Annotated in this window: 2 protein-coding genes; both read left to right on the forward strand. The window is 72.0% G+C overall.

Annotated features, from left to right (window positions below; translation table 11 throughout):
* Positions 1–2,045, forward strand: a 2,045-nt coding sequence (gene glgX / locus M878_RS62200) for a glycogen debranching protein GlgX (RefSeq protein ID WP_023546643.1), incomplete at its 5' end; no start/stop codon positions are given.
* 102 nt (positions 2,046–2,147) lie between these two features.
* A complete protein-coding gene (locus M878_RS62205; protein WP_023546644.1) occupies positions 2,148–2,654 on the forward strand; it encodes a SigE family RNA polymerase sigma factor in 507 nt (168 codons plus the stop codon).
* Positions 2,655–2,783: the final 129 nt, after the last annotated feature.

Here is a 2,783-nt window from a genome sequence, read left to right on the forward strand (position 1 = left end):
AGGCGGTCTGGGTGTGTCTGTTCGACGAACAGGGCCGGGAGACCCGGCTCGCGCTGACCGAGCTGACGCACGAGATCTGGCACGGCTTCGTCCCGGGGGTGATGCCGGGGCAGCGGTACGGCTACCGGGTGGACGGCCGCTGGGATCCCTGGACCGGCGCCCGCTGGAACCCGGCCAAGCTGCTGCTGGACCCGTACGCGCGGGCGGTGGACGGCGAGTTCGGGCTGCCGCCGGAGGTGTACGGGCATGTCCGGGACTGGCCCGAGCAGTCCGTCGCCGACACCGTCCGCGACGACCGGGACTCGGCACCGCACGTCCCGAAGGGCGTCGTCGTGCACGATGACGACGACTGGTCCGACGACCGGCGGCCCAAGACGCCCTGGGCGGACTCGGTGATCTACGAGCTGCATGTGCGCGGCTTCACCAGGCTGCACCCGGGTATCCCCGAGGAGCTGCGCGGCACATACGCCGGCCTCGCGCATCCGGCGGCGATCGAGCATCTGGTGAAACTGGGCGTGACGGCCGTGGAGCTGCTCCCGGTCCACCAGTTCGCGCACGAGGACCATCTGCTGCGCCGGGGCCTGCGCGACTACTGGGGCTACAACTCCATCGGCTACTTCGCCCCGCACGCCGCCTACGCGGCCTCCGGTACGACGGGACAGCAGGTCGGCGAGTTCAAGCGGATGGTGCGCGCGCTGCACGCGGCCGGTATCGAGGTCATCCTCGACGTGGTCTACAACCACACGGCGGAAGCGGGCGAGTTGGGCCCGACGCTGTCCCTGAAGGGCATCGACAACCGCGGCTACTACCGCCTCCAGGACGACGCCCGCCGCTTCGCCGACTACACCGGCTGCGGCAACACCCTGCACGTCGTGCAGCCCCAGGTGCTGCGGCTGATCACCGACTCGCTGCGCTACTGGGTGACGGAGATGGGCGTGGACGGCTTCCGCTTCGACCTCGCGGCGGCGCTGGCCCGCTCGATGCACGACGTCGACATGCTGTCCCCCTTCCTGGCCGTCATCGCCCAGGACCCCGTCCTCAGGCGCGTCAAGCTGATCGCCGAACCGTGGGACATCGGCTCCGGCGGCTACCAGGTGGGCGCCTTCCCACCCCTGTGGACGGAGTGGAACGACCGCTACCGCAACGCGGTCCGGGACTTCTGGCGGCACGCCCTGCCGGACGTCCGCGAGATGGGCTACCGCCTGTCCGGCTCCAGCGACCTGTACGCCTGGGGCGGCCGGCGCCCGTACGCCTCGGTCAACTTCGTCACCGCGCACGACGGTTTCACGCTGCGCGACCTGGTGTCGTACGAGCGCAAGCACAATGAGGCCAACGGCGAGGACAACCGCGACGGCACCGACGACAACCGGTCCTGGAACTGCGGGGTGGAAGGCGAGACGGAGGACGAGCGGGTACGGTCGCTGCGCCGCCGCCAGTTGAGGAATCTGCTGACGACTCTCCTGCTGTCCACGGGCGTGCCCATGCTGGTGGCCGGTGACGAACTCGGCCGCACCCAGCGCGGCAACAACAACGCCTACTGCCAGGACAACGAGATCAGCTGGCTGGACTGGTCGCTGCTGGACGACCCGGCCTGGCGCCCGCTGTTCGACCTGACCTGCCGGCTGATCGACCTGCGCCACCGGCATCCGGTGCTGCACCGCCGCGCCTTCTTCTCCGGCCGCGCGCACTCCGCGGACGGGCTGCGCGACCTGGCCTGGTTCACCGCGCGGGGCTCGGAGATGACCGAGGCCGACTGGTACGCCCCCGCGGCCACGCTCGGTATGTATCTCTCCGGGCGGGACATACCGGGCCGGGACGAGCGGGGCGCGCCGGTCGCGGACGACAGCTTTCTCGCGGTGCTGCACGCGGGCGCCGGCCCGGTGGGCTTCGTCCTGCCCGGTCCGCCGTGGGCCGAGCGGTACGAGGTGGTCGTGGACACCTCCCGCGAGTACCAGGCCGCGCCGCCGGGCACGGTGCACGCGGCCGGGACGGAGATCACGGTGCCCGAGCGGGCGGTGCTGTTGCTGCGGGTGGCCGCGGTGTGACCGCTGTGCGTGACGCGGATCACGCTCGCCGAGTGCAGCGCCGGACCGGCTCCAGGGCCTTTCTCCTGGTGAAGACAGCCGGCGAGGACAGGGACCGTGAGGATGGAGCAGGCGCGCGCCGGTGAGTACGACGCGTTCGTGGCGGCCCGCTGGTCGGTGTTGTTCCACCTGGCCCGTCTGCTCACCGGAGGGGATCGGCACCGGGCCGAGGACCTGTTGCAGGAGTCCTTGGTCAAGCTGTGGTTCGTCTGGCCGAAGGTCGCCGACGAGGCGCCGGAGGCGTATGTGCGCACGGTGCTGGCGCGGGCCGCGGCCCGTTCGGCCCGTCGGCGCTGGTGGGGCGAGCGGCCCGTGGAGGAGCTGCCCGAGGTGGCGGCGGCCGGTGACATCTCGGCGACCGTGGCCGAGCGCTCCCGGCTGGAGGCGGCGCTGGCACAGCTGAGCCCGCGGCAGCGGGCCGCGGTCGTGCTGCGCTACTACCAGGACCTGCCCGACCGGCAGGTCGCGGAGATTCTGGGCTGCCCCGCGGGCACCGCCCGGTCCCACGCCGCGCGCGGGGTGGCCCGGCTCCGCCGGCTGCTGGCCGACGTCGTCGAGCCGGTGGGGTGAGGGAGAACCCATGGAGCACAGGGAGCACATGGAGGACAGGGATCACTTCGAGCGGCAGCTCGCGCTGCTCATGCACGGCGCCCAGGAGCAGACGCCCTTCGGCCCCGCGCACCGGGACCGGCTGCACGC

Origin of the sequence: Streptomyces roseochromogenus subsp. oscitans DS 12.976, assembly GCF_000497445.1 — a bacterium.
Taxonomy (GTDB): Bacteria; Actinomycetota; Actinomycetes; order Streptomycetales; family Streptomycetaceae; genus Streptomyces; species Streptomyces oscitans.

What these genes read in the sequence shown, in the direction of transcription:
- M878_RS62205 (WP_023546644.1), top strand. Translation starts at nt 2,148, where the DNA reads ATGGAGCAGGCGCGCGCCGGTGAGTACGACGCGTTCGTGGCGGCCCGC.